Genomic DNA, 26,167 nt, shown 5'->3' on the forward strand with positions numbered 1-26,167 from the left:
GGGGGGGGGGGGGGGGGGGGCCCCCCTGGGGGGGGGGGGGCTCGGGGGGGGGGTTTTTTTTTTTTTTTTTTTTTTGGGGGGGGGGGGGGGGGGGGGGGGGGGGGGGGGGGGGGTGTGGGGGGGGGGGGGGGGGGGCCCCCCCCCCCCCCCGGCGCCCCCCCCCCCACGACCGCATGCTCGGCACCGGAGGGCGAGCGGGCTACGCCCAGTCGACCTGCGGCGTCTCGTGGAACGACAAGCCCTCGCGACGCCACGTCGCGGCCTCTGCCACGACTCGGGCGCGGTAGTCGTCCCAGTCCTTGCGCTCGGGCGCGGTCCACGCGACCTCGGCGACCGCGGACAGGCGCGGCAGGAGCATGAGGAAGAGCTCCTCCTGGGTCGAGAGCGTCTCGGTCCACACCGCGGCCTCGACGCCCTCGATCTGGTCCGCGGGCAGACCCTCGATGACCTCGGCCGGGTCCCAGTCGTACGCGGTGCGCAGCTCGATGAGTCCTGCCCAGTCCTGGCCCAGGGGGTACTCGGCGGTGTACTTCATGTCCAGGTAGGCGCGGTTGCCCGGGGACATGATGAAGCGCGAGCCGCGAGCCGCTGCTGCGAGGAAGGGTGCGCTGTCGACGCGGTTGTCCCAGTACTGCAGGAGCGTGTCCGGGCGCGTCCCGGCCTGGGCCGCCTCCTGCCAGGTGATGGCCTTCTTCCCCGTGTCGGCCACGATCTGCTCGAGCAGGACGATGAACTGCCCGTACTCCTCGGCGCCCAGCGTGAGCGCCTCGTCGCCGCCCACGTGGAGGTATTCGCCGTCGGTGATCGCGGCGACGTCCGCGAGGACCTCGCGCAGGAACGGCTCGGTCGCGGGCAGGTCGTACGTGAGCTGCGAGAAGCCGACCTCGATGCCCTCGTACGGCGCGGTGCGCTGACCGTCGGCCCGCAGCTCGCCGTAGACCGAGGTCGCGGCGTTGGTGTGCCCGGGGAGGTCGATCTCGGGGACGACCGTGACGAAGCGGTCCGCGGCGTAGTCCTGCAGGTGGCGGAAGTCGGCGAGGCTGAGGTGCCCGCCGGCCCTGCCGCTCGTCGAGGTCTCGGACGCGAGCTTCGCGAGCTCGGGCCGCGACGGCGTCTCGATGCGCCAGCCCTGGTCGTCGGTCAGGTGCAGGTGCAGGACGTTGAGCTTGTAGGCCGCGAGGACGTCGATCACGAGCTCGATCTGCTGCACGGGGAAGAAGTTGCGGGCCACGTCGAACGAGAGGCCGCGCCATGCGTAGCGCGGGGCGTCGTGCACGACGACGGCGCTCACCTCGGGGCCGTGCTCGCCCTCGGTCACGAGCTGGCGGAGCGTCTGGACAGCGTCGAACAGACCGACCGGTGCAGCGGCCGTCAGGACGGCGCCCGAGCCGCTCACCTCGAGCGTGTAGCGCTCGGGGCTGTCCGAGCCCGCGGGGCCTGCGGCGTCGGCGAGCCGCAGCGTGATGGAGGGGACGCCGTCGGGCACGGAGCCCACGACGGTGACCTGCGTGCCCGCGGCACGCGTCAGGAGGTCCGCGGCGTGGGCCGCGACCCGCTGCTCGGCCTCGGTGGGCCCGGCCACGAGGACGGCACCCTCGAGCGGGAGCGCGCCGCCGTCCACCGGGGACTCGACGTGCAGGGGCTGGGGGATGATGGCGACCATCGGGGGAACCTCGTCGTCGTGGTATCTCGATCCGACCGTGTCGAATCGATTCGTCTGTTCTGGTCGACATACCGTAACTGCCCCGGCAGGCCCGAACAAGCGACCCCCGTGCGGGCGCCGGAGCCCTACTCCACGACGACGACGAGCGGCGAGCGAGCCGCGTCGCCCGCAGTGACGGGGCCCGCGGTCGGATCGCCCACCGCGTCCGTCCAGCCCCACCACGACGCCGCCGGGACGGCCTCGGTGAGCTCGTTCCACGCCCTCTCGCGCGCGGCGAACGACCCCGCGACGTCCGAGTGCAGCACCACGGCCACGGCGTCCTCGGTCGTCGGCAGGGACTGCGCCTCGGTCAGCGCACCCGGCCGCGAGACGTGCACCACGAGCATCTTCTGCGGCAGGGCCTTGCCCTCCACGACCCCGGCGAGGTAGTCGACGACCGCGTCGACCTCCTGCGCGGGGACCACGCCGTCCTTCTTGACCGCGCCGCTCGCCCGGCGCGCGTCGAGGTCGAGCGAGACCCCGACGCCGGGCAGGGACAGCAGCTCCGCGTACTGCCGGACCTGCTCGACGAACGTCGCCTTCCCCGGCTGGAACTCGAGGAGCACGTGCTGGCCCGCACCGAGGGCCGCCTCGACCGCGGGGCGCACGGCCTCGACCGTGAGCTCGGTCGAGTAGTTCCCGTCCTTGCCCGCCGCCCCGGACGCCTCCGTGACGACCAGCTCCAGGGTCGGGACGGTCACGGTCGTGTCGGTCTCGCCCGACTCCCCCGCGACCGCGACGTACGGCTCGGCGCGCGCCGCGGTCCGCGCGACGGCGTCGGTGATCTTGGCCGGGGTCGCCGGGACGGTCGTCCCCGGCAGGACGACGTAGCGCTTGCCCGCAGTAACGAGCTGCCCGCCACCCGTGAGCTCGACGCCCGTCTCGGCCGACCGGACCCGGGCGGTCAGCTGTTCGACCGTCCCGAACGACTCGCCGATCCCGACGACCGCGAGCGCCTTGGCCTGCGCCATGGCCTGGACGGAGACGCTCGAGGCCCGGGGGTCGCCGCCGGGCACCGCGAGCGGGACCACGCCGGCGGCCTGTGCCGTGGCGAGCGCCGCCGCCTGGCCCGGTGTCTGGTCGACCAGCGCGAGCACCTCGGTCAGGAGGCGCGGAGACTCGGTCTCGGGGAGCTGTTCCTGGACCTCCGCGAGGTCCCGGTCGTCGATCTCCGTCCCGCCGTCCTGGGTCTCGACGAGCGCCCCGGCCCCGAGGAGCACCGTCTGCAGGTCCGGGTCGATCGCCCGGGCCGTCTCGCGCGCCTCCTCCTCGAGGTCCTCGGACGAGGACACGGACGAGACCGCGGCGACCCCCGCCGCGCCGGAGGTACCGGACGAGCCCGACGCGTCGACCCGCGGGGCCGGGTCGGGCGTCACGACGACGGCCGTGACCGCGCCGAGCCGCGCGATCTCCTTGGCGAGACCGCTGTCGGCGATGGCCCCGCCGGTGAGCAGGACGGGAGCGTGGAGCGGGAGCGCGGCAGCGGCCGCGGCCGCCTGTGCGGTCTCGTCCTCCGCGTCTGCCAGGATCACGACCGGCGCGGAGGCGAAGAACGCCTGGCTCGCGGTGAGCGTGAGCTCGGCGGGGTCGCTCGAGCCGAGGACGACGACGGGTGCGACCTCGTCGGCTGCGACGACGCGCAGTCCGCCGTCGGGGGCCTCGGCCGTGCTCGCTGGACCGCCCTCCTCCCCACATCCGGCCAGCAGCGGGGTCGCCACCAGGACAGAGGCGGCAAGAGCGACGATTCGGACCTTCCGTGAATTCACGTCTCTATCATCGCCTACCTGGTCTGTCGCGCCGAGTCGTGGGCGAGTCGTGGACGTCAGGGACGGCCCGCCCACCCCAGGGGGCACGACGGCGCCACCCCCGACACGGGGTGTCCTCACCATTGTCGCGGGTCCCCGCGCACGACATACTGTCGGCGATCATCGACCGCACCACGAGGAGTGACATGTCCTACCCCGAGCAGCCCGAGCAGAACCCGTCCGGTCAGCCGAACCCGTACACCGGCGGCCCCCAGGACCCTGCTGCCGGTCAGGCACCCCAGGCTCCCCAGTACGGCGCCCCGCAGGCCCCGCAGTACGGCGCACCGGCGCCCGGCGCCCCCCAGGCCCCCTACGGTGCCGGCGCCCCGCAGGCGCCGTACACGCCGGGCGGCGTCCCCGGCGCCCCGGCCCAGGACCCGGGCAAGACGCTCGGCATCGTCGGGCTCGTGCTCTCGATCATCGGCTGCACGTCGCTCATCGGCCTGATCCTGAGCATCGTCGCGCTCAACAAGTCCAAGAAGGCCGGCTACAAGAACGGGATCGCGCTCGCCGGCATCATCGTGGGTGCGGTGCTGCTCGTCGGCACCATCATCTTCGGCATCATCGCCGGCATCGGCGCGATGGAGCTCATCGAGAAGTGCTCCGAGCTCGGCCCCGGGGTCTGGGAAGAGAACGGCATCACGTACACCTGCTCCTGACCTCGTCGCACCACGCCCGTGGGCCCCGCCGTTCGCCGGTCGGGGCCCACGGTGCGTTCGAGGGCGGCCACCGACGGGCCCTCTGTCCGGGCGCCCGGCCGACTCGGCGATACTGGACGGTGCCGACCGTCCGGACGACACCGTCGACCGCAGTCGGCCCGTAGCAGCCGCAGGTCGGGCCGGGCCCGGGCACCCCGCCCGGCGAACGCCGACCCGACACCGACCGTGAGGACCCCCGTGACCGAGACCGAGCCGATCACCACCAACCCCGGCAAGACTCTGGGCGTCGTCGCGCTCGTGCTGTCGATCCCTCTGTCGCTGGTCGGGCTCGTCCTGGGGATCGTGGGACTGGTCAGGTCACGCCGGGCGCGCCAGAACAACTGGTGGGCCGTGGCCGCGATCGCGGTCTCGTTCCTCGTCATCGTGGCCGTCGTGATCTGGGCTGCGACCCTCGTCTGGCTCATGGGCGAGTGCGCGGAGCTCGGGGTCGGGACCCATGTCGTCGACGGACGCGCGATCGAGTGCGTCGCACCCGCCGGGTCCTGACGGACTTCTCTCAGGCCGTCGGCGCGAGGTCGGGGCTCTGCACGCACAGCGCGCCGCGGACCGCACCGGCGGACAGGGCCTCGGCGACCGTGGCGCCCGACAGGTGCGCGTCGAGGAAGCCCGCGAAGAACGCGTCGCCGGCCCCGTTGGTGTCCACGACGTGCTCGACAGGGACGGCCGGCACGTCGAACCACTCGCCGTCGGCCGTGAGCGCGCTTGCTCCCCTGGCCCCGTGCGTGCAGACCACGAGGCGTGCGCCCGCCGCGACCCGCTCCTTCATGAACGCGCGGTATCCCGGCAACCGGTCGGAGCTGAGGAAGAGGAACGTCGCGGCGTCGAGGAACTCGCGGTGGAACGCGGCCTCCCCGTCGTAGTCGTGCACGTCGCACCACACGTCCTTGCCCAGGCGTCGCGCCTCACGCAGCAGCGGCAGCGCCGGGACCGCGAGGTCGATCACGACCGCCGGAGCATCGCCCAGCGCCGCGACCGCGGCGCCCCACGTCTCCCCGCGCGGCACGTCGCCCGGCGCCTGGAGGTAGATCGACAACCGCTCGCCCGCCGCGCCCATGAGGTTGAGGTGCCGCTCGGTCCGGCCGTCCGGGTCCGGTTCCACGAGGAGCGTGACCCCCGCGGCCCGCAGGACGTCCTCGACGCGGGGAGCGGCGTCGTCGGACCCCAGGACCGTGCGGAGCGTGACCGTTCGCCCCAGGGCGCGCAGGTTGAGCGCCTTGCCCGCCGACGTGCCACCCACGGTGGCCAGGTGGCGCTGCGCGAAGAGCGTCTGCGAGCGGGGCTCGGGGAGGGCGTCGACGTAGACGAGCTCGTTCCACGACGCGGGGCCGGCGACGAACACGGGAGCGGGCTGAGGTTCCATGCCGCCCGACGCTACCCGGTGTCACCCGCCGAGGAGCGGATCAGCCTGGGCTGTGCGTCAGGACTCGTACTGGGCGGGAAACAGCCTCGGGGCGTCGGTCTGGCCCTGCAGGCCGTTGAGCACGAAGAACCGGTGCCCCGGCTCGGGCGTCACGACCGGGCGCAGCGTCCGCCCGTCGGCGAGGGTCACGAGCCGGTCCGACGCGAGCATCTCGTCGACGCCCCCGACGCGGAACCCGAGCCGTTCCCAGAAGCCCGCGGCCTCGGGCGGTGTCTGGCCGTAGAGCGTCGAGACCCCTGCGGCCCGCGCCTGCTCGACGACCTTGCGGACCAGGTACGAACCCAGCCCTGCGCCCGAGCGTTCGCCCGAGACCGCGATCGCGTTGAGGCACCACCACGGCTCGGCGACGCCGGCCTGCTCGTCGAGCGCCGCGTCGACCCAGGCGAACGCGACGACACGCTCGTCACCGACGTCCGAGCTCTCGCCCTGCTCGCGCAGGACCGGGAAGTACCGGTCCCGCGGGTGGAAGCCCGGACCGAACCGGTAGGTCGTGCTCCAGAGCTCCTCGTCGTGCAGGTGAGGCATGGAGGGCAGGCGTGCACGCGAGAGGTCCGCCAGGCCGGGTCCGTCGTGGTGGCACCCGATGGCGAGCGCGAGGGAGTCAGGAAGGAGCGGCTCGGTCATCCCGCGACAGTACCCGAGCGGGGCACGTGGGCCGCGGTCGGTCTTCCTGCGCAGCTTCTCGTCGGGTGACCGCCCGGTGCTCCCCAGCAACGACGAAGGCCCGGAACCGTGAGGTTCCGGGCCTTGTGCCTGGTGGAGCTAGGGGGATTCGAACCCCCGACCTTCTCATTGCGAACGAGACGCGCTACCAACTGCGCCATAGCCCCAGAACGAGGTCAACATTAACACCTGACCTGCGCTCTTCGACAAATCCGCTCCCCTCGGCAGGGCGAACGGCCCAGGAGCTACTGTCCAGAGACGCGTCGGCGGGCCAGGATCTCGTTGAGGTCCAGGCCCAGCGTCTCGGTCCGGGGCTTCTTCTCGTCGCCGGGCGCGGGCACCGGCACCGGCTGGTCGCCCTGAGGAGCCCCGACGCCCGACGGCGTCCCCTCCGACACCTCGGACCACGCCTGGTCCTGGGTCGGCTGGGCGAGCGGGGCGGTCGGGACGGCCACCTGGACGGGCGGCACGCCCGTCTCCTGAGCCGTGGGCTTCATGGTGTACGTCGGTCGCGGCACGGGCACCGGGTCCCAGGCCCCGCCGATCTCGGCCTCGGGGGTCTCCGGACGGCCCGCGGGCACGACCGGGGTCGGTGCGGACGCCGTGGAGAGGTGCGTCGCGGTCGTACCGACGTCAGCAGGGGTGCCGGGTGCCGTCGCCGCACGGGGAGCGTCGCCGGCCGCAGAGCCCTCCGAGCCCACCGACCGGTCGCGGTCGTCGAACAGGTCGCCGCCGCTCGCGCCCGTCCGGGGCCGTGCTTGGTCGGGCTCCGTCGAGGACTCGACCCGCGCGGTCGACCCGGTCGCCGGGCGCTGGTCCCGGCCGCGCGCGGCGCCACGGGCCAGGTCCTCGGCGGTCACACGCGGGATCATCTGGGTGCTCGTCTGCGACGAGCGGACGGCGTGGCCCGTCACGCGCGAGGGGTGGACGTTGCGGGGCGCGACCGGGCTGCCCGCCACGGGTCCCCGTGCGGCCCGGGCAGCGTCGCGCGCAGCCGTGCGGCGGTCAGCGTGCCACAGGGCGTCGGCCCGCTTCCCGGCGAGCGCCGCCTGGCGGCCGAGGACGAGGACCAGGCCGAGGACCGCCGTCGGGCCAGCTGCGGCGTACCACGGCACGAGCCCGTACCCGAAGGCCACCCACGCCCCCACGCTCGCGAGGAGCAGCACGACCGTGAGCGCCAGCCGGCGACGCGCGGCCTTGGCGCGGCGTTCCAGCATCGCGATCCGCGACGGTGACGCGACCTTGCGCGGGGGGAAGGGGTCGTCGAACCCTCCACCGGCCGGCTGGCGGCGCGGCGGGATGCTCGGGCGAGGATCGCTCGCGCGGACGTCTGTCTCCATGGTCTGCGGCTCCTCCTCCGACGATGGCCGGCGGTCGGTGGTGACCCCGGTCGTGACCTGCAGGACGCGTGACGTCGACCCGGACGCGTCGGACGCCCTCGACATCAGGGCGACGTCCGGCTCGCTGACCGGGACCGGACCGAGGAGCAGCGAACGCCCCTCGCCCGACGACGCGTGCTCCGCGCCCTCCCCCGGTGCCCCGCGCCGACGTCCCGAGACGACCGCGAGGACCCGCAAGGACCCCGAGAACCTGTCCTCGACCCGGGCGTCCTGCAGCTGCTGGCGCTGCTTGACCCGGTGCGGGACGTAGTAGGCGAACCACAGGACGAACAGCGCAAGGACCGCCACGCCTCCTGAGCCCGTCGTCGAATCCACATCCCGACCGTAGGCGAGGCGTCTCGTGCTCGACCGGACGCCGGACGGCGTGTCGGTCCTTTTCGCGGTCGCGTCCGTGCGCTAGGAGGCCGCGCGCCGCGTCTCCTGCCACCGCGCGAGCAGGCCGTCGGGAACCTCCTCGGCCGTGATCGCGAACGTCCGGTGGTCGCACCACTGGCCCTGGATGTGCAGGTACCTCTCGCGCAGCCCCTCGTCGCGCAGCCCGAGCTTCTCGACGACCCGGATGCTGGGGCCGTTCTCCGGGCGGATGTTGATCTCGATGCGGTGCAGGCCCAGCACCTGGAAGCAGTAGTCCGTGGCCATCGCGACCGCGGTCGGGATCACCCCGCGTCCCGCGACGTGCTCCCCGACCCAGTAGCCGATGCTCGCCGAGCAGAGCGACCCGTAGGTGATGCTCGAGACCGTGAGCTGGCCGACCAGCTCGCCGTCGAGCTCGACCGCGAACGGCAACGACGTGCCGGCGCGCGCCTGGGCGGCGAGGATGCGCGCGTACTCGCCGAACGTCGGCGGGCCACCGGCTCCCGTGCCGGGACGGGGCGAGGTCGCCTCCCAGCGCTCGAGCCACGACGCGTTGCGGGCCCGCAGCGTCATCCAGTCATGGCCGTCGCGACGGTGCAGCGGGCGCAGCACCACGCTGCCGTCCACCGCGTCCTCGCGCAGCGTGACCGGCCAGGGCTTCGACATGCTCCATGCTCGTGCGATCTTGTTCGTCATCGTCGTGCGCCCATCGATCATCCGTTCCCGGCAGCAGAGCCCGAGACGTCCTGCCTCCGAGCACCAGGATCACTGACGTGAGGCCCGGTGGACAGGGTGTATCACGATCTGGCGCACCGACAATAGCGCCGCCGGCCGGGTCGCGCACCACGCGGGACACCCGCTCCCGCCCGCCGCCGCCCTCACCTGTCCGTGCGAACGCCCGCGTTCCGGACCCTTTCCGACCGACGACGGGACCCCGGACACTTCTTGCCCGAACCTTTGCGACAATAGGCGCATGAGTGGCCCGGTTCAGCCCTACCCCTTGCACGGAAGCATCGAACCCGAGGACGCGAAGGAGATCCTCCGAAAAGCCATCCGCACCGCCCGATCCACGCGCAGCGAGAGGCGCCGCGACGAAGCGGCCCTCGCGATCGCGGACGTGATCGAGACCATCCCCGAGGTCCTGACGGCGCGCTGCGTCGCGACCTACGCCGCACGCCCCACGGAGCCCGGCACGACCGCGATGCTCGACCGGCTCGCCGCACGCGGCGTCCGCGTCCTGCTCCCCGTGCTGGGCGCGGGCCTGCAGCGGGACTGGGCCGAGTACGCGGGCTCGCACGACCTGCGTGAGCGTGCGCCCGGCCGCCCGCCCGAGCCGAGCGGACCCGCCCTGGGTGCGGCAGCGCTCGTCGACGCCGACGTCGTCATCGCCCCGGCCCTCGCGGTCGACACGCGCGGTGTCCGGCTGGGTCAGGGTGGCGGCTGGTACGACCGCGCCCTGGAGCACATGCGCCCCGGCACCAAGGTCATCGCCGTGGTGTTCCCCGACGAGGTCTACGACGCCGACGAGCGTCCCCTCCCCCTCGAGAAGCACGACCGGACGATCGACGGCGTCGCGACCCCGCAGGGCTGGCGCTGGCTCGTCCAGGACTGACCTCACGACTCCTCGACGACGAAGGGGCCGGACCGGGCGCGATGCGCTCGGTCCGGCCCCTTCGTCGTGCTCAGGCGATGATCCGCCCGGGTGAGCCGGGCGGGCGGGTGCGTGGCGCCGTCGGGCAGGAGGTGCCCGACGGCGGAGCGCCCGTCACGGGACGAGGCGGAGCTCGTCCTTCGTCTGGGCCGCCACGGCCGAGACCGAGAACGGCCACGCGTACGTCTCGCCCGCGGCCCAGGTGCCCAGCTGGTCCTCGTAGTGCTTCGAGGCCGGGTGACCCGAGGCGCCCGTCACGGTGACCCAGGTCGAGGAGTCCAGGTCGTCGAGGTCGACGACCATGCGCATCGACGGCCCCGAGGTGACCTCGAAGTTCCCCGACGCGGCGTCCCACGAGGTGGCGTTGACGATCGAGGACCCGCCCGGCATGCTCACCGTGCGCGGGTTCATGTACGACCGGACGAAGCCCGGGACGGCGTCGTTGTCCAGGACGAGGTGCCCCAGGGACAGCGTGTGCAGCTTGCCCCACTCCCAGTCCGTCGTCTTCTTGGACAGCTCGGTCGTGAGGTCGAGGCGAGCCGAGACGAGCGCCTGGTTGAGGACCTCGTCACGGGTCTCCACGACGCTCACGGTCTGCCGGTCGTCCCAGAACGCGTTGGTCTCGTCCAGGAGCATGTTCTGGACCACCGCGAGCCACCGGCTGCCGCCCGCGGGGCGGATGGCCTCGGGCAGGTCGTCCCAGAACGTGATCTCGAGCAGGTTGCGCCACACGGCCGCGAAGTAGGCCGCCGCCGCGGAGTCCATGTCCATCGAGCGGTCCCAGTCGGTCAGCAGGTCCTGTCCCTCGGCGGCGAAGTCGTTGCGGACGCCCTTGCTGTTCTCGATGTCCTGGTCGAGCAGGGACGGGAGCAGGGCATCGGCGAACGGGCTCCAGTCGTCGTTCTGGATGGTGTTCATCATCTCGACGTCGATCTTGCGGCCCGAGTCGATCTCGGACTGCAGGAGCGTCCGGATGCGCTGCGAGCGGTAGCCGTAGTCCCAGTCGGTCGTGAGGAACGGGGTGGTCCCGGCGGGCAGCACGGCCTGGTTCGCCGCGACGATGAACCCCTCCTCGGGGTCGACGACCCCGGGCATCTGCTCGGCGGGCACGTAGCCCGTCCAGTCGAAGCGCTCGTCCCAGCCCGGTCGGGGCCAGGTGCCGTCCGAGGGCACCGGTCCCTCGACGACCCGACGCACCGGGATCTTGCCCGGGGCCTGGTAGCCGATGTGGCCGTCGGTCGTCGCGAAGACGACGTTCTGCGCGGGCACCTCGAAGAGCGCGGCGGCCTCGCGCATGTCGTCGGCGCTCGCCGCGAGGTCGAACGCGAAGACCGCGTCGGCCGTACGGCCGGGCTCGAGCGCGGTCCACTGGAGCGCGACCTCGTAGTCCCCGAGCGGGGTGCCTTCGGTCGGGGCCTCCGCGACCCTGTCGAGCGGCAGCACGGTCGAGACGATCGGGCCGTGGAGCGTCGACGAGACCTCGAGCTCGACGTCCTGGCCCCCGTTGACCTTGATGGTCTCCGTGCGGGTCTCGAGCGGCACCCAGTCGTCGCCCCGCAGGTACGTCTCGTCGCGGACGCGCTCGATGAAGAAGTCGGTGACGTCCGCGCCCATGTTGGTCAGGCCCCAGGCGACGTCGGCGTTGTGGCCGATGATGACGCCCGGGAAGCCGGCGAACGAGAAGCCCGCGACGTCGAACCCGCACGAGGAGCTCACGGTGTTGCAGTGGAGCCCGACCTGGGCCCAGACGCCGGGGGCCTGGAGCGCGAGGTGCGGGTCGTTCGCGAGGAGCGGCTTGCCGCTCTCGGTGTACTCGCCGGAGACGGCCCACGAGTTGGAGCCCGTCCCCTCGCCGCGCCCGACGAGGACGGGGACGGCCGCGAGCGCACGGTCCGCAGCGCCGACCGCGGACTGGAGCTCGCCGCCCCCGAGGGTCGGCATGTAGCTGGTCTGCTCGACGTCCTCGACGTCGACCTCTGCCGGAGCGGTGGCCGTCGGGACCTCGGCGGGGTCGAGGATGGGAAGGTTCGTGTCCGAGACGTAGGCCGGGAAGAGCGTCGCGACCCGGGCGACGTCCTGTGCGACGCGGGCGGGGTCCTCGGTGCCCGTCGCCGTGCCGGCGAAGCTGCCGTAGGCGATGGCGCGCTCGAGCTCGTCGTCGTAGTTGCCGCGCAGGTCCCAGGCCATGGCCTTGAGCCAGGCGAGCGAGTCGATCGGGTCCCACGGCTCGGGGTCGGCGACGCTCACGCTCGTGCCGAGCACGGTGTACTCGAGCGCGATCTCGCTCGGGTCGCGGTCCTCGAGGTAGGCGTTCACGCCGTCCGCGTAGGCCTGGAGGTACGCCTTGGTCTCCGGCGCGATGATCTTCCACTCCTCCTCGGCGACGAGGCGCCAGCCGAAGGTGCGCGTGACCTTGTCCGCGTCGATCGCCTCCTTGCTGTCCCCGACCAGCTCTGCCAGGCGGCCCGAGGTGACGTGGCGGCGGTAGTCCATCTCGAAGAAGCGGTCCTGCGCCTGGACGTAGCCCTGCGCGCGGAACAGGTCCTCGGGTGTGTCCGCGTAGATCTGCGGCACGCCCTGCGCGTCGCGGAGCACGCTGACCTCGCCGTCCAGGCCGGGGACCGTGAGGGTGCCGTCGGTCTGCGGGAGAGGGCGGCGGACGGTCACGAACGTGAAGATCGACACCCCGACCAGCAGCACGACCAGCAGCGCGGCGATCGCGATCGTGGCCCGGCGGGCTCGAGAACCTCCCCGTCGGGACAGGTGGGCGGGCGGCGACGGGTCGCCGTGGACTCCGGCAGGGACTTCAGCAGACACGGTGCGAGACTACCCCGGGCGGGCCAGGCGTATGATTAGCACTCAGAAGCCCCGAGTGCCAGTCCGGCCCTGCCTCCGAGCGGGCGTCGGACGCCCGGTCCAGGCTCGCGCCCGGCCCGTGACGACCGCACTCCCCCCGCGACCTCTTGAGGAGAGACCGTGCCCACCTACGCGTACACGTGCACTGCCTGCGGCCACGCCTTCGACATCCACCAGGCGTTCACCGACGATGCTCTGACGGTGTGCCCGGAGTGCGGCGGACGCCTGCGCAAGGTCTTCTCGTCGGTCGGGGTGACCTTCAAGGGGTCGGGCTTCTACCGGACGGACTCGCGGTCCTCGAAGTCGTCCAGCATGGGCGCCGGCAACTCGTCGACCACGCCCTCCACGGGGTCCAAGTCGTCTGACTCGTCGAGCAGCGGCTCGTCGTCGAGCGGCTCGACGGGCACGTCGTCGTCGAGCGGTTCGTCTGGTTCGTCGGGCTCTTCCGCGAGCTGACGCGCCTCCTGGCCGTCCACAGACCGCCAGCGGCGCAACCCGTCAACAGCTAGGTCCGCGTTGACGCGGGACGCCCCGCGGACGCTCTACGGTCGCGCCATGTCTCCTGCCTCGGAGCGCTCCCGGCGCTCGGTCCGTCCGCGGTCCTCAGCTGCCCGACGGCGCCTGCACGCCCTCGCCTGGAGGTCGCGTCCCGTCGTGGTCGCCGTGGGGTGCGGCCTCGCGGCCGCGGTCGTCGTGGGCAGGGTGAGCCCGCCACCCCCCGAGACCAGCCCCGTGGTGGTCGCCGCACGGGACGTGGGGGCCGGGGTCGTGCTGACCGCACGAGACCTCCGGGTCGAGGACGTCGTGTCGTCGCTCGCACCGCAGGTCTCCCTGACCAGGGTGAGCGACGCCGTCGGGCGCACGACGTCCGTCGCACTCGTGCGCGCACAGCCCGTCACCCCGTCGCTCGTGGCCGCGGGCAACCTCGCAGCCTCGGCTCCCACCGGGACGGTCGTCGCACCCGTCCGGCTGGCGGACCCGGCGGTGTCGGCCCTGCTGGGCCCCGGAGACCGGGTGGACCTCCTCGTCGCGGGGTCCGGTGCCGACGATCCCTCGGACGGGGCGCCCGGCACGTACGTCGCGCGCCGCGCGCTCGTGCTGGCGGGGGCTCCCACCACGGAGGCCGCGGGCGGGCTGCTCGGCGGCGACCCGGCCGAGGACGGCGTGACGCTCGTTGCCGTGCTGCCCGACGAGGCTGCGTCGCTCGCGGGACTCGGCCAGTGGGGCGGGCTCTCGGCCGTCCTGGTGCAGTAGTGACACCCTGCCGGGGCCGCCGGTCTGCGGCGGTGGTGACGCCCGGCGGCGGCTGCAGTCGTCGTGCACCGTCGACGGCAGCGCCTGGACAGAGGGTGGGCCGAGACGCCCAGATGCGCGACCGCCTGAGCATGGAAGGATCGCGACGGTACAAATCCGCCGACCGGACGCCGCCGAGAGCTCGGCGCGCAGACCGGGTCTGCGCCCCCCTCTCGAAAGGACCCCGGCATGAAGAACGTGTTCAACGGCTTCAAGGAGTTCGTGCTCCGCGGCAACGCGATCGACCTGGCGGTCGGTGTCGTCATCGGAGCCGCCTTCTCGCAGGTCGTCACGGCGATCGTCGACTTCCTCATCAACCCGATCATCGGAGCGATCTTCGGCAAGCCCGACATCTCCGAGCTCTGGGACATCACCCTGCGAGGCGCTCACGACGGCGTCGACCCATCGGTGCTCTCGGTCGGGGGCATCCTGAACGCGCTGCTGCAGTTCCTGATCGTCGCCGCGGCGCTCTACTTCGTGATCGTCCTGCCCATGAACAAGCTCGCGTCCATGCGCAAGACGGGTGAGCAGGCCGAACCCGAGGCACCGGCCGAGGACGTCCTGGTCCTCCAGGAGATCCGCGACCTGCTCGCGGCGCAGAACGCACGCGGAGCCGGCCCGGGTTCCGGTCCGGTCGACGGGCCCAGCATCCGCTGAGGTTCGTGCTCGCGCCCTCGGGGCGGCCGCGTGCCGCCCACCTCACCTGCGGGTAGAGGAAGGTGTTGGTTCTGCGTAGCCGCCACAATCGTGGCGGCTACGCAGAAACAACACCGCCCCCTGGCAACACCGACCTACCGGCGCGGCACGCAAGAGCGCCGGCCCGACCGGGCAGCCCGCGAGCAGCGGGCGACTCAGGACCAGTGCGGTGGGACGTCCCGCAGCAGCTCGGCGTCGTGGCTGCTCTCGGCAGCCCCCGGGCGGGCGTCACCCCAGGTCACGGCGTCGTCGTCGGACCCCAGGCCCGCGACCCCCGCCTGCTCGGTGCCCCGCCGCACGACCCGGCGCGAACGGCGCCGCGGCGGCTTCCCGCTCGTGGCGCCCACCGCAGGAACGTCGTCCGCTGCGCCCTTCGCAGGGACCGAGGCATCAGGACGGGAGACTGGATCGTCGGGGAGCACGCACTCATTCTCTCAGCGCCGCACCCCCTGCCTCCAGGCAGCGGGCCGCTGCGGCCGGACGGCCGGGAACGAGACTCTCAGTCCGTGCCGAACTCGTCGTCCGCGACCACGGGCACCACCACGATCCGGTCGCCGCCACCCGTCTGCGCGATCCCGCCCCGCTCGGGCAGCCGCGCGTCGCGCACCGCCTGGACGACGCGGCGGATGCGCTCGGCCTCCTTGGCCGGGTCGAGGAACGCCGCAGCGGACCACACCTGCGCCACGACCCATCCCGCGGTCTCGAGCCGCTCTGCGATCTGCCGGTCGCGGACACGGACGCTGCGCTCGGCGACGTACGCGTCGTCGTCGGTCAGGACGGCCACGAGAAGCTCGCCCGGGATGTCAGGGTGCCCCACGACCAGCGGGATCCGGTCGCCGCCGGCCACGCCGTAGTCGGTCTCGACCACGAGGCCCGCACGCCACAGGCGCTCGGCCAGGTCGATCACGAGGCGGTCCGGGTTCCCCCCGACGTCCACACCGTTGCCCAGGGTGACCTGGTCCGCGCGACCGTTGCGCTGCTCGGCCAGGTCGAGGACCTCGGCGAGGAGCTTCGCACCGTGCCCACGCAGCCTCTCGGGATCGAGGTCGGCCGCGGTGAAGCACGTGACCACGTGCAGACGACGACGCGCCGACCCCAGCGTGTCGAGGAGCATCGCGTCCCCGCCCGCCGCGTTCAGCACACCGAACCGGTGCAGGACCCGCCCGTGCGGGGTGCGGCCGTAGCCGACCGACAGGACGATCGCGTCGCGCGCGAGCCCCGCGACCCCCGAGACCTCGGCCACCACGACCGGCTCGGCCCGCGCACCCGAGAAGAACGCGGCGAGGGCCGGGTTCTGCCGGACCTCGGCGAGCAGCGCGTCCCGGATCCGGTCGGCGTGCACCGCGCTCACCGTGACGATCGCGAGCGACTCCTCGGGGCGCGTCATGGCGTGCTCGATCGCGATCTCCACGACCCGGTCGACCTCGGCCTGCGTGCTCTCGACCGCGCCCGACGTCGGGTCCGGCATCCCGGCACCGTCGACCAGGTCGAGGTGGACCAGCGGTTCGGCCCGCGGCAGGGGGCTCGGGCGGAGCACGCCCGCGTACCCGTGCGCGACCAGGAAGGCCGTGAGGTACGGGTCGCGTCGCGCGCCCCCTGCCGACAGCGCGACCGTGGGCAGGACCGCGGCGAGCTCCTTGACCGTCGACCCGGACGCCGCACGCGGGTCCCCGACGACGACGACCTGACGGCCACGGGCGAGCGCCGACAGCACGAGCTCGACAGGCAGGTGCTGCACGGCGTCGAGGATCACGAGGTCGACCGTGCGCGCCGGGGTGAACAGGTGCGGCACGAGCGTGGGCGACGCCACCACGCAGGGGCGCAACCGGCGCAGGACCTCGGGGTAGAGCTCGTGCGCGTCGCGCAGGCTCGTGAGCCGCCCCTCGAGGAGCTCGGTGAACAAGGCCTCTGCCTCGGACCGGTGATCACGCATCGCACCGCCGAGGTGCTCCCGCACCGCGACCCGCACAGGGGCCGAGAGCGCCGTGATGTGGGTCCGGTCGAGCTCGCGGAACCGGCCGGCGAGAGCCTCGAGGCCCGCACCGTCCTGCCCGGCCAGCGCAGGGTCCTGCGCGAGGATCTGCTCGAACACCGAACTCCACCACGCGAGGTCCAGCTCAGGACCGACGAGCTCCTTCTCGACCCGGCGGGCCGAGAGGTCGTCGAGGAGATCGCCGAGCCCCTCGTCACGCAGCGACCGGAGTGCCGCCGTGCGCGCCGGCAGGTGCCCGAGCGCGTCCTTCTCCTCGCTCAGGCTCGCGAGACGTGCCGCGAGCTCGGGGAGCGGGAGGTCCATCAGGTCCGAGCCGACGGGAGTCGTGGACAGGACGGGGTCGAGATACTCGAGGTCGAGACGCACCGCCTCGAACGTGTCCTCGATCGCAGCAAGTCCCTCCGGGAGGGTGGGCCAGCCACCGCGGGGGCACTGCGCCTGCCAGACCGCACGTTGTGCCTGGACCTCGACGAGGGCCGCGTGGAGGTCGGCGACCCGGACCCCGGGTCGGAGCATGTCCTTGGCCTGCTTGCGCAGCCGCCGCCGGTGGGCCCACCCCATGTCGATCCCGTTGTCCGCACGCCACTGGCGCGTGCCGGTGGCCTCGACGAGGTCGGTCGCGGTGCGTTCGAAGATCAGGGGCTGGAAAGCGTCGAGGGTGCCGCGCATCCCGCCGAGCATCGTGAGCTGCTCGCCCCACTGGCGGACCGACGTGGCGGGTGTCAGGCCCGTGGTCCGGGCGACCGACTCGACCTGCTCGCGGAGCTCGGGCAGGGTCCGGCCCGTGAGCCGCTCGACCCGGACCAGCGCGTCCTGGGCGCCCTCGGTGCTCGTGATGTCCGCGCCGAACCAGGGGGTGGACGTCGAACGGAGCGTGAACGCGCCGACGTCGGCCGCGCCCTCGAGGCGCCCCGCGAGCTCGCCACGGCGCTCGGCACCGATGCGGAGCGTGACCTCGGGTCCGAGGCGGACGGTCGTCGCGGGCGCAGGGCGCTGCGCGGTGAGGCGAGCGAGCGCCTGCAGGGCCGCGTACGCGGACACCCCCCAGGGCTCGCGCACCAGGTGCAACGACTCGACGTAGCCCGAGAGCTGGGCGCGTGCTCCCAGCAGCCCGTCGCGCACGCGGGCGACCGCGTCGGTGTCCACGACCTCGGCCTCCGCGGCCATGGCCGAGAGGAGGCGGTGCGAGGCCGTGGCCCGCCACGTCGGCTCGGGCTCGATGTCGAGGATCAGACCGTCCAGGCCGAGCGTCTCGAGCCGGTGGGTCAGCGAGTCGGCCGCCCGGCGGTGCCCGGGGACGTACAGGATGCTCCGCCCGCTGGCTGCCGCCTCGGCCACGACGGCCGCGAGCGTGCCCGCGACGTCGGACCCTGCAGGAGCGTCGACGAACAGGTGGCTGCCGGTCGCGAGGGTGTCGATCACGTGGCGCTGGGCGGGGTCGAGGTCGCCCACGCCGCGCTCCTGGGTGGGGTCCGCGTCCCCCACGCGCGGGGTCGGGAGCTCGCGCTCGAGCGCGGTCACGGCCTCGTCGGAGCCGGCGAGCGCCGCGACGACCTCGTGCCGCTCGAGCCCGGAGGCCAGCTCGTCGAGGTCGTCGACGAGCACCTGGCCGGGGTGGACGAAGGTCCCGACGAGCACGCGCTGGGTCATCTCGAAGTCGCCGAGCACCGCCCGGCCCACGGCCGTGATCCGCGCGAGCGCGTCCGAGGGGTCGAAGCCTGCGGGCGTGAACGCGCTGCGAGCGAGCGTCACGGGGTCGATCAGCCCGCCGTGGGCGCGCAGCGTGCGAGCGAGCAGGGGATTGATCTCGACGGTCGGTTCGAGCGTGAGGTCGTAGTCGGTCTCGCTGTCGCCGCGCGGGGTGAGCGTGAGCGGTCGCAGCAGGACCGGGGCGCGCACGGTGCGCGGGAGGCTCGGGTCGGGCGCGGGGGCCTCGCCGGCCGGGCTCGCGGTGCCGCCGTCGGGCCCGACGGCGCCGCTCGCCCCGCGCGTCGTGCTCGCGGTGGCGTCGTGGTCGCCCTGGGCGGTCTGGGCCGGGTCGGTCGCCGACGGGTCGTGGGCCGGGTCCGCGGGGTCGGCCGGCAGGCCGGTCGCACCGTCGATGGTCCGGCCGTGCGTCGAGCCGGCGACGTGTGCGAGCGCCGCGACGTCGTCGGTGGGGAGCCGGGAGGGCTCTTCCTCGGTCCAGGTCGTGACGCCGATCGCGAGGTAGGTCGGGGCGACGCCGTAGCGCTGGGCGTGCTCCTGCGACCGGACGACCACGGCGCGAGCCCTGCGGCGCGCAGCGGGCAGCGACGCGCCCTCACGGAAGAGGTTGGACAACCGGGTCGGACGACCGGCGAAGAGCTGTGCGACCCCTGACGGGTGGGCGGCGGTGAGGTCGATGACTGCGTCACCCAGGAGCCCGATGTCTGCGAGCGAGGAACCACCCGCGAGCTCGACGAGCGAGGCTCGCCAGGACCGGACCGCGTCCTCGACGAGCTCGGCGGTCGTGGGGGGCTCGACGAGCACAGGTGGCGACACGACGGGCGTGCCGTCGGTTCCGTTCGGCGAGACACCGGCTGATGCGCCGTCGGGCGCTGTCTGGTCGGTGAGCGGCCGAGCGGGATCGGCCACGGACTCGTGGGCAGATGAGGTGCGGGCGGCTGCGTTCACTCTGGAACGCTAACCGTCACGGGTGACGGAACCGGCACCGGCACGCCGTGAGCGGCAGTTTCGGGTTGCTCGGGGCGACGAGACGGGCCACCAGGGCCATTGATCGGGAAGAAGTCCGGCTCCTGTGAACTCGCTGTGAGCGTCATTGCGCACCGAGAACGGGCCGAGAAAGTGTGAGGACGGTGCGCACCGCGCAGGGGGCAGGCGATACGCACCGTCAGAGATGATTCTGCAAGGTCTTCTACCGTTCGTCAAACCTGTGCGGGAGGGACACCGGGTGAAAGTGGACGACCGTCCAGTTCGTCGTGGCGGATTCTTCCTGGACGGCCGTCAACGTGGCATTCGGTGCCACATCGCGTGCCGACGCACAGGCGGCCACGCCCCGGGTGGGGCGTGGCCGCGAGGGTGGGTGGCGCCGTCGGGCAGGAGGTCGCTCCCCGCCCTGCGCGGGCCTCAGCCGAAGAGCTTGGACCCGTGCTTGAGCAGGACCCCGGCGATCATCAGGACGATCCAGGCCGCCGTGAGGAAGACGTCCGCGTCCGAGCGCACGAACGACAGGGCGCGTTCCTGGGCCCGGGCCGGGAGGTAGAGGTTGTTCTCCAGGATGTTCCAGTGCAGCAGCGTCATGAAGACGAGCGTCGTCGAGAGCGTGACCAGCAGGCACCAGGGGCACAGCGCGCCGATCACGAACATGGACTGGTAGAAGAGCCAGTACGCGAAGATCAGGCCCAGCGTGTAGACGACCTGTGCCGAGAACATGAACCAGCGCGGGAACCGCACCCCGCCGAGGCTCGCGACCGCGATCGTGATGACCACGGGTTCGGCGATCAGCCCGAGGAACGCGTTGGGGAAGCCGAACAACGACGACTGCCACGCGACCCCCACGGCACCGCAGGACAGGACCTCGTTGACGTTGCACGAGAGCTCGGCCGTCGGGTTCGCCGCGAGGAGCACCGCGTCGTAGGACAGGACGAACGAGGCGGTCAGGCTGACGAGCGCCGAGAACAGCATGGTGCCGAACACCCACTGCCGGCTGTGCCGGAAGCCCTTCACGGTCAGCGGGTCGAGGATCTGGTCGTCGTGCAGAACGTCGCTCATGCGTGCGGCCCTTCCGGCAGTGGCCCCGGCCATCCCCGAGGCGCCTCCAGCCTAGGTGCGCGGCGCCCGCTGCACGTGCGGGTGCGGCGTCTCGCGGACAGCGCGCGATCAGCAGATGGACGTCCCTCCCTCGAATACTCGGCACAATAACCTGCGGCGCGCGACGACAATCCCGTCGAACGGTACCGAGAAGAGGATCCGACGGTCTTTCATGAATTCCTCGAGACGACGCGTCGTACAGTCATGGGCGGACGGCTCGCCACTCCCGTGACAATGGTGAGGAGACGGACCGCCGAGAATACGTGCCGGATCTCCGCCGTCGGGAATCCGTCCACGCGGCCCACTCCTCGACGGACGTCCGAACGCGTGGACCCACGTCCTGCGCGGGCGCGTCTGCCGAGGCCAGAGGGACCTGGGCCGGGACGGTGATAGAGACGGAGGGCGCCCGACCACGGGATGTGCTCCGAGGCGCCGGCCCCTTCGACCGGAATACCGGTGGAACAGCGACACGTGCGAGCCAGGGGAAGCACGACCACTCGCACGGCGTCGGCTCCGCCAGGAGAGCCGACCGAGGAATGTGGTTCACCGTTCAACCATCTATCCGTCGATCACCGCGCACCGTGCTCGGCTGCACCATTCTCGAAGGTCCCTCCGGACTGCCCGGCGCACGCGCGACCAGCCTGCCACGCCTCGGCATTCCTTCCGCGCAGCCTGCGGGTTTTCGGCGCCCCGGCGACGCGCACCGTCCCCCGCACGCCGCGCGCAGCCAAGCCCACCGGTGTAGACCGGAAGACGCGGACGACGACGCGTCCACGGGCGGGCGGCGAAGGAGCGAGCCATGGCGATCGGGTACCTCGTCCCGGTACTGCTGCTCGCGTGCTGCACGACGACCTCGCTCGTGCCCGCCCGGCACCCGGCCGGGCTCGGACGCCTGAGCTTCCGGTTGAGCGTCCTGGTCAACGAGCAACCCTTCGTGATGCTGGCCGCGCTGACGGCCCTGTCGGTGATCGCGGTCGTCGACGGCGACGGCGCGACGCCCGCCGGCCGGGTCGGGCTCGCGCTGGCCGTCCTGACCGCGGCCGGACTCGTCGTGGTCGCACGACGTGGCCTGCGCGCTGTGCCCGCGCTCGACCGCACGCTCGTCGCGGGCCTCGCGACCGCGCCGGGAGCCGTCACGACGCGCGGGCTGCCCTGGCGCCGGATCCTGCTGGCCCCGTTCGCGGTGCGGCGACGCGACGTCGAGCGCTTGCGCGACCTGCCGTACGGCGACGGCGCGCAGCACCGGCTCGACGTGTACGGCCCCCGGTCCCGCCCGCCCGACGGGCCGACCCTCGTGTACTTCCACGGCGGCGGGTACGTGAGCGGGCGCAAGGAGCTCGAGGCCCGCGCGATGCTCTCGCGCCTCGCGAGCCACGGCTGGGTGTGCGTGAGCGCGAACTACGGACTGCGCCCGACGACGAACTTCCCCGGCCACCTGGTCGACGCCAAGCAGGTGCTGGCCTGGGTCCGGGAGCACGGCGCCGAGCACGGGGCCGACACCGCTCGTGTCGTCGTCGCGGGCAGCTCGGCCGGCGCACACCTCGCGGCGCTCGCGGCACTCACCCCGGGAGACGCGCGGTTCCAGCCCGGGTTCGAGCGCACCGACACGTCCGTGGTCGGGGCGGTCTGCCTCTACGGCTACTTCGGCGAGTACTACGGCAGCGGCCGCGACCTGGCCGTCGACTCGTCGCCGGACGACTACGTGCGGCCCGACGCTCCCCCGTTCCTCGTCGTGCACGGCGACCAGGACACCCTGGTGCCGGTCGAGGGAGCGCGCCGGTTCGTGCGGCACCTGCGGGAGGTCTCGTCGTCGCCGGTCGTGTACGCCGAGCTGCCCGGGGCACAGCACGGGTTCGACCTGTTCCACTCGATCAGGTTCGACGCGGTCGTCGCCGCGGTCGAGGAGTTCGCCGGGCGGGTGGTGGCGCGGGGCCCGGCGCCGGAAGCGACGAGGGCGTCGGTCGAGCGGCACGACGAGCGGTAGACCCGCGCGGACCGGAGCATGGCGCCTCGGGAACGGTGGTGCGCCTGGCCAGATTCGAACTGGCGACACCCGCTTTAGGAGGGCCGGCATAGAGCGGGCGTCTTCGCAGGTCAACCCAGGTCCGCTATAGCGGCGGGGGAGGTCTGGGGGAGGTCCAGAAACCCTTCAGGTTGCCCCAGTTCGGCATGGTCTGACCGGTTTTTGCGCAGGGCGAAAGTCCTGAACAGTATCAAGCACCCGTAAACGGCGAACCATCACGGAACAGCATGTTCGGCATGTGTCCGCAAACGACATCCAGCACCCCCGCGAGACACCCGCTGTCGTGGAGCGGGCGTCTAGGAGTCACCTCTGCCGGGGACAAGGCGCGCTAAGGATCGGGACCTCGCCTGCCGACGAGTAGAGCATGGCCAAGAACAAGGCAGCCCCCGCCGCGCCGCACCCTGTCCCTGTCCCTGCTCACTGCGGTTGCACTGCTGCTGTCCCCGGTCCTTGCCTCACCAGCCACAGCGGCACCGTCCGCCGCCTCCTGGGCGTGCTCTCTCAGCGGGTGGGGGTGCTTGGCGTTCTCCGGGTACGACGGGACCTCCACGTGGGGGTACCCGGTGAACAACGGCAGCAACTGCACCAACTACGCGGCCTACCGGCTAGCATCCAACGGTGTGCCCAACCCGGGGAACCTTGGTAACGCTGGTGGCTGGGACACCAACGCCCTGGCGAAAGGCAAGGGGTTCACGGTCGACTCCACCCCTGCACCCGGTGCCATCGCCCAGTGGAACCAGTATGAGAAGGGGGTGAGCAGCGCAGGGCATGTCGCGTATGTCGACTATGTCGAGGGTGACCAGGTGTGGCTGTCCGAGTCCAACTGGTCCGGCCCGTCGAAGCTCCGGGTCGCGAACAAGAGCGAGGTCGGCAGGTTCATCCACTTCAAAGACCTGGGATCGTCGTCGGTCGAGAATCGCTGGGTGGCGTTCCAGGCCAACACCGGTGACCTCCACGTCACCGACGGCTCCACGACCTGGAACCCGCACCAGGGCATGGCCGCAGGGACCAGCCCTTCGATCACAACCCTGGGCAGCGGCTACCGGGTGGCATTCCAGGCCAACACCGGAGAGCTCCACCTGTCTACAGACGGGGCGACGACCAACACACGACAGGGCATGAAGCCTGGGAGCAGACTCTGAGCCGTCCCCGGGTACGTCCTCGGGACCTGCTGGCTGGACAACCTGCTCCTCCCCCAGTCGTGCAAGCACGCCGAACTGATCTCAGAACGCGGACCAGAATCGGCTCAGACTGGGCGACCCATGCGAAGAACATGGGGCATGATGCGGTTCATGGCAGAACTGCGTCCAGAAGAGGTCTGGGCCAAGGCATGCATCGAGGCAGCTCTCGGAGGTGTCACCGCCCAGCCGCACGACGACGGCAGCAAGAACGCGATGCACGACCTGAACCTCATAAGGGGTGGTGTCGTGTTCGGTGCGTGCGAGGTCACCGCCGCAGCCGACCAGAAGGCCATCGAGACCTGGAACGTCGCAAACGGCGATCAGGAGCGGTGGATCGAGGACGGACTGGCCGGTGGCTGCCTGCTCACCCTCCGCCCCGGGTGCAGCATCAAGACCCTGCGGAAGGAAGCACCAGGGCTGCTGCGCCGTCTCGAGAACGACCCCCACGACACGGACGCGACGGAAAGGCTCCGTCGGCTAGGAGTCATGGGCACCCACCAAAGCGGTACCAGCTTCCCGGGCAGTATCTACCTCACGGTCGAGCGGGGGCGCGAGTTCACCGGCGGAATCGTCGCCGACACCGGTGACGGGCTTGTCGAGTGGTTCGACAGCTGGGTGCGCGAACCGGGGCAGGCGCACAACATCGACAAGCTCACCAAGTCTGGCCTGCCCGAGACGCACCTGTTCGTGATCCTCCCCGGGTTCTCGTCAGGCCCGTTCACCGCCACCGACCTCCTCATGCGCAACAACCCACCGTTGCCCACCGTCCCACCCGACCTGCCTGGCGGGCTCACGCACCTGTGGCTCATGTCTGCTTGGAACACAGGGGCCATCTACCACTGGAGCCCCGGCGGTTGGGCTCTGTTCGACAAGATGACCAATACAGGGGGCTAGGCGGCCCTGCAGTGCAAGCCACCATGGTCTGACGAACTTCGACCGGTACCAAAGAACGGTGCTGCGAGCGGGACTATTCTGCCGCGTTCTCGAGGTATGCCTTGCTCCGACGGAACAGGCCCGCGGTGGCCGCCATGTGCTCGTCACGGATGCGACTCTCGCCGTCTAGCAACCCGACCTTCTCTTCACGATGAGGTTGGGCCGCCTTGGTTCGGATGTCCGCCGCTGGGATGCACTCGAAGCGGCACTCGGGGAAGAGCGCCTCAAGCTTGTCACGCTCCTCCGTCTTGTCGTTGTCCAAGATACCGACGACGAACTCATAGCCAAGATCGCGCAGCAGCTTCGCGAACGCGCCCATCTTCCCGGCCCCGCCAACACCCCAGCCGAAGAACGAACCAGGCAGCTCGACGCCTAGTTCCTTCATCACGATGTCAAAGAAGACCACGTCCTCCTGCCCCTCGACGAGGATCACCCTGTCGTGCAGGAAGAACACCTCGTTCGCCTGAAGACCCAGAGTGTGCGGGTTGTTTCTGTCGCGCACCGATCTAGCAACCGACCGGAGCGAGTCGCGCGAAGCGGCGCGTACCTGGCAGCCGTCTGGTGAGCGGCGCATCCGAACGACACGGGCACCGTTACTGATTGCCTCCCACGAGATGAAGTATGGGGAGTGCGTTGCACAGACGATCTGTCTGTCTGCTGACAGGTCGACAAGGAGCGCGGCGAGCCGACGCTGGTACTCCGGGTGCAAAGACAACTCGGGCTCGTCGATCACGATCATGGTCGATGGCTCTGAGTCGTACAGGGCGTCGATGATCGACAGGAGGCTCGTCAGGCCGTCCCCGAGCCCCTCGCTCGAATGGTCGCTGTCGAGCCCGCCGTGGCTGGGCCACCGGTACTTGAGGAAGTACTGCCCATTGTCCGACTGGTCGATCGTCCACTCCGGGGGCCGGTCGATGACTCTGGACATCATCTCTTGGAACTTCGACCTGCGACCCTTGTCACGGTCGATGGTGAACAATCGCAGCGCGAAACTGTCGAGGGTCGGCTGGCGAAGGTCTGCGGCCTGGTATCCGTGGAGATAGGAGCCCCGGTCTCCGGGTGCGCCCGAGTAGCTGCCGAACAGGTGCGCGAAACTGCGGCGTGACTGCACGACGAAGAGGCTGCCGCGCTCGATCGTCCCTTCGGTCGTGACTTCACTGCCACCGGGTCGGACGGATTCCAGCCTCAGGGCGGGCTCCCCGTCTTCGCCCTCCAGTTGTATCGTCACCCGGTCGCCGAAGGCACGGTTCCGTCGGCCTTGGGAGAACGATGGGGGTGGGTGCTGGCTGAACGCTCGCAGGCTCTCGATGATCGTCGACTTACCGGAGTTGTTGGCACCGACCAGCAGGGTCAGCCCGCTTCCCGGGGCGTCGTTGGGCTGCGCGAACTCGAGGCTCTGCTCCTGGGCAAAGCCTCTGAGGCCACCCATCGTCAGTCGTACGAGGTTCGTCACTTGGCCTCCTATGTAACCGATCGAAGGTCCGAAGGGTTAGATCTGCTTGGAATGGTGGTCAGCGCGCACCTTCCATGCCGTGAGGATGTCATCGAAGGAGCGGATCGGGGCTCGCCGACGCGGGTGAACTGTGTGGTGTCTCGTTGATCGGCGCACCACAGGTTCGTGGTTCGGGGGGCTTGCTGTGGAGCGCACGATGTGTTGCTGTCCGCAAGGGCGGTCAGGTGGACCGA

Annotated in this window: 20 protein-coding genes and 2 tRNA genes; 9 read left to right on the forward strand and 13 right to left on the reverse strand. The window is 71.7% G+C overall.

Annotated features, from left to right (window positions below; genetic code table 11):
- Positions 1 to 199: 199 nt before the first annotated feature.
- Together ACFWGN_RS19940 and ACFWGN_RS19945 are read right to left on the reverse strand one after the other, a co-directional pair.
- Positions 200 to 1,663, reverse strand: a complete 1,464-nt coding sequence (locus ACFWGN_RS19940) for a family 20 glycosylhydrolase (protein WP_377619354.1) — start codon at positions 1,661 to 1,663, stop codon at positions 200 to 202.
- Positions 1,664 to 1,788: 125 nt separating this feature from the next.
- On the reverse strand, positions 1,789 to 3,468 hold the full coding sequence (locus ACFWGN_RS19945) for a hypothetical protein (RefSeq protein ID WP_377619357.1): 1,680 nt from the start codon (positions 3,466 to 3,468) through the stop codon (positions 1,789 to 1,791).
- A gap of 185 nt (positions 3,469 to 3,653) precedes the next feature.
- On the opposite strand from ACFWGN_RS19945, the gene ACFWGN_RS19950 reads away from it, so the two are divergent.
- Together ACFWGN_RS19950 and ACFWGN_RS19955 are read left to right on the forward strand one after the other, a co-directional pair.
- On the forward strand, positions 3,654 to 4,166 hold the full coding sequence (locus ACFWGN_RS19950) for a DUF4190 domain-containing protein (protein ID WP_377619359.1): 513 nt from the start codon (positions 3,654 to 3,656) through the stop codon (positions 4,164 to 4,166).
- A gap of 237 nt (positions 4,167 to 4,403) precedes the next feature.
- Positions 4,404 to 4,712, forward strand: a complete 309-nt coding sequence (locus ACFWGN_RS19955) for a hypothetical protein (RefSeq protein WP_377619360.1) — start codon at positions 4,404 to 4,406, stop codon at positions 4,710 to 4,712.
- A gap of 10 nt (positions 4,713 to 4,722) precedes the next feature.
- On the opposite strand, the gene ACFWGN_RS19960 is transcribed toward ACFWGN_RS19955, so the two are convergent.
- The 5 genes from ACFWGN_RS19960 to ACFWGN_RS19980 all read right to left on the reverse strand — a co-directional run bounded on the left by ACFWGN_RS19960 (position 4,723) and on the right by ACFWGN_RS19980 (position 8,729).
- Positions 4,723 to 5,586, reverse strand: a complete 864-nt coding sequence (locus ACFWGN_RS19960; RefSeq protein ID WP_377619361.1) for a carbohydrate kinase family protein — start codon at positions 5,584 to 5,586, stop codon at positions 4,723 to 4,725.
- A 57-nt stretch (positions 5,587 to 5,643) separates the two neighbouring features.
- Positions 5,644 to 6,270: a GNAT family N-acetyltransferase gene (locus ACFWGN_RS19965; protein ID WP_377619363.1), complete on the reverse strand. Its 627-nt coding sequence runs from the start codon at positions 6,268 to 6,270 to the stop codon at positions 5,644 to 5,646.
- A 130-nt stretch (positions 6,271 to 6,400) separates the two neighbouring features.
- Positions 6,401 to 6,476 (reverse strand) — tRNA-Ala (locus tag ACFWGN_RS19970).
- A 78-nt stretch (positions 6,477 to 6,554) separates the two neighbouring features.
- Complete coding sequence (locus ACFWGN_RS19975; RefSeq protein ID WP_377619365.1) at positions 6,555 to 8,024, reverse strand: hypothetical protein; 1,470 nt, start codon at positions 8,022 to 8,024, stop codon at positions 6,555 to 6,557.
- Between the two features lie 81 nt (positions 8,025 to 8,105).
- Positions 8,106 to 8,729: a GNAT family N-acetyltransferase gene (locus tag ACFWGN_RS19980; protein WP_377619367.1), complete on the reverse strand. Its 624-nt coding sequence runs from the start codon at positions 8,727 to 8,729 to the stop codon at positions 8,106 to 8,108.
- 307 nt (positions 8,730 to 9,036) lie between these two features.
- Between ACFWGN_RS19980 and ACFWGN_RS19985 the strand changes: the two genes are divergently transcribed.
- Complete coding sequence (locus ACFWGN_RS19985; protein ID WP_191800489.1) at positions 9,037 to 9,675, forward strand: 5-formyltetrahydrofolate cyclo-ligase; 639 nt, start codon at positions 9,037 to 9,039, stop codon at positions 9,673 to 9,675.
- A 153-nt stretch (positions 9,676 to 9,828) separates the two neighbouring features.
- On the opposite strand, the gene ACFWGN_RS19990 is transcribed toward ACFWGN_RS19985, so the two are convergent.
- Positions 9,829 to 12,531 carry a penicillin acylase family protein gene (locus ACFWGN_RS19990; RefSeq protein WP_377619369.1) on the reverse strand — a complete coding sequence of 901 codons (2,703 nt, stop codon included), beginning with the start codon at positions 12,529 to 12,531 and terminating at the stop codon, positions 9,829 to 9,831.
- Between the two features lie 159 nt (positions 12,532 to 12,690).
- On the opposite strand from ACFWGN_RS19990, the gene ACFWGN_RS19995 reads away from it, so the two are divergent.
- From ACFWGN_RS19995 to mscL, 3 genes are all read left to right on the forward strand, one after another.
- The gene (locus ACFWGN_RS19995) at positions 12,691 to 13,026 is read left to right on the forward strand and encodes an FmdB family zinc ribbon protein (protein ID WP_377619371.1); all 336 of its coding nucleotides are present in this window, start codon (positions 12,691 to 12,693) and stop codon (positions 13,024 to 13,026) included.
- 99 nt (positions 13,027 to 13,125) lie between these two features.
- Positions 13,126 to 13,824, forward strand: a complete 699-nt coding sequence (locus ACFWGN_RS20000; RefSeq protein WP_377619373.1) for an SAF domain-containing protein — start codon at positions 13,126 to 13,128, stop codon at positions 13,822 to 13,824.
- Positions 13,825 to 14,052: 228 nt separating this feature from the next.
- The gene (gene mscL, locus ACFWGN_RS20005) at positions 14,053 to 14,520 is read left to right on the forward strand and encodes a large conductance mechanosensitive channel protein MscL (protein ID WP_377619375.1); all 468 of its coding nucleotides are present in this window, start codon (positions 14,053 to 14,055) and stop codon (positions 14,518 to 14,520) included.
- 194 nt (positions 14,521 to 14,714) lie between these two features.
- Here the strand turns inward: mscL and ACFWGN_RS20010 are convergent, their stop codons facing one another.
- The 3 genes from ACFWGN_RS20010 to ACFWGN_RS20020 form a co-directional block, all read right to left on the reverse strand.
- On the reverse strand, positions 14,715 to 14,981 hold the full coding sequence (locus ACFWGN_RS20010; protein WP_377619376.1) for a hypothetical protein: 267 nt from the start codon (positions 14,979 to 14,981) through the stop codon (positions 14,715 to 14,717).
- A 77-nt stretch (positions 14,982 to 15,058) separates the two neighbouring features.
- Complete coding sequence (locus ACFWGN_RS20015; protein ID WP_377619377.1) at positions 15,059 to 19,207, reverse strand: hypothetical protein; 4,149 nt, start codon at positions 19,205 to 19,207, stop codon at positions 15,059 to 15,061.
- A gap of 453 nt (positions 19,208 to 19,660) precedes the next feature.
- Complete coding sequence (locus ACFWGN_RS20020; protein WP_377619378.1) at positions 19,661 to 20,305, reverse strand: vitamin K epoxide reductase family protein; 645 nt, start codon at positions 20,303 to 20,305, stop codon at positions 19,661 to 19,663.
- A gap of 838 nt (positions 20,306 to 21,143) precedes the next feature.
- Between ACFWGN_RS20020 and ACFWGN_RS20025 the strand changes: the two genes are divergently transcribed.
- Complete coding sequence (locus tag ACFWGN_RS20025) at positions 21,144 to 22,328, forward strand: alpha/beta hydrolase (RefSeq protein ID WP_377619380.1); 1,185 nt, start codon at positions 21,144 to 21,146, stop codon at positions 22,326 to 22,328.
- A 36-nt stretch (positions 22,329 to 22,364) separates the two neighbouring features.
- Here ACFWGN_RS20025 and ACFWGN_RS20030 read toward each other — a convergent pair.
- A tRNA-OTHER gene (locus ACFWGN_RS20030) sits at positions 22,365 to 22,453 on the reverse strand.
- 477 nt (positions 22,454 to 22,930) lie between these two features.
- Here ACFWGN_RS20030 and ACFWGN_RS20035 point away from each other — a divergent pair.
- Both ACFWGN_RS20035 and ACFWGN_RS20040 read left to right on the forward strand, forming a co-directional pair.
- Positions 22,931 to 23,509 carry a CHAP domain-containing protein gene (locus ACFWGN_RS20035; protein ID WP_377619382.1) on the forward strand — a complete coding sequence of 193 codons (579 nt, stop codon included), beginning with the start codon at positions 22,931 to 22,933 and terminating at the stop codon, positions 23,507 to 23,509.
- 138 nt (positions 23,510 to 23,647) lie between these two features.
- Positions 23,648 to 24,442 carry a hypothetical protein gene (locus tag ACFWGN_RS20040; protein ID WP_377619384.1) on the forward strand — a complete coding sequence of 265 codons (795 nt, stop codon included), beginning with the start codon at positions 23,648 to 23,650 and terminating at the stop codon, positions 24,440 to 24,442.
- A 73-nt stretch (positions 24,443 to 24,515) separates the two neighbouring features.
- Here ACFWGN_RS20040 and ACFWGN_RS20045 read toward each other — a convergent pair whose 3' ends face one another.
- On the reverse strand, positions 24,516 to 25,934 hold the full coding sequence (locus tag ACFWGN_RS20045) for an ATP-dependent endonuclease (protein ID WP_377619385.1): 1,419 nt from the start codon (positions 25,932 to 25,934) through the stop codon (positions 24,516 to 24,518).
- Positions 25,935 to 26,167: the final 233 nt, after the last annotated feature.

This window comes from Oerskovia sp. NPDC060338 (assembly GCF_042726295.1).
GTDB lineage: Bacteria > Actinomycetota > Actinomycetes > Actinomycetales > Cellulomonadaceae > Oerskovia > Oerskovia merdavium.